Raw genomic sequence first — 719 nt, 5'->3', positions numbered from 1 at the left:
TCTTTCGCGCTGGTCACGCGAGCCGTCATGGTGCCGCTGACTTTAGGTCGGGCAAGCAGTGCGGGACGCCAGCAAAGCGTCTCACTGTAAGGCACGGCATTCAGACTGGCCTGGAATGCGGAGCGCCGGCTCGCACTGACATTGATTCGGGTGATTAAAAAGGGCGTCTGCAACTGCGCAGGCAGCGTGGGTATGCCTGTCTCAGTAACTGACAAAACGTGGCCCGGGCTGATAAAGGCGTCGTTGCAGATTCCCGTTATCAGCGTCTGTCGGGCAAGAAAACGTTCATGGTCGAGACGGGCATAAAAGTTTGCGGTCTCGGCCTCCGGAACATACTTATCACCGCTGTAGGGATGGCGCGGACGATAGTGATACACCTCCCCGTAAGAGATGTTGTCACCATCGCCCCGCGTCATATCGGCCTTCACCGACCGCAGCACGCGCTGTGCCTCACGGTGGTTATAATCCTTAGTCACCACTCCCGCTTCAACCACGTTATGGGTCAGATTCAGATTCCAGATGGATTCCTGGGCGTTGTCTTCCAGGCCCGATGGGCTGTTCAGCGGCAGCGATTTCTGCTCAGAATAAGCGCTCTGCGCGTCCCCAAACCGGATGACTTCAGTCTGCGTATCGGGCTGAAGCGTGAATTAGTGGAAGATGCCGATTTCAGACACCAGACGCTGAACAAACTTCAGGTCACTTTCCTGATACTGGTTAAT

General features: G+C 55.8%; 1 pseudogene. It reads right to left on the bottom strand.

From position 1 onward, the window contains the following. Window positions 1-719, bottom strand: a pseudogene (locus tag VH86_RS25410) (contractile injection system protein, VgrG/Pvc8 family); the annotation flags it as partial.

Origin of the sequence: Pantoea sp. BL1 (genome assembly GCF_000963985.1) — a bacterium.
GTDB classification, from domain to species: domain Bacteria; phylum Pseudomonadota; class Gammaproteobacteria; order Enterobacterales; family Enterobacteriaceae; genus Pantoea; species Pantoea rwandensis_B.
The sequence above is the reverse complement of the archived record's forward strand: the minus strand, read 5'-3'. Positions and strand labels throughout refer to the sequence as shown.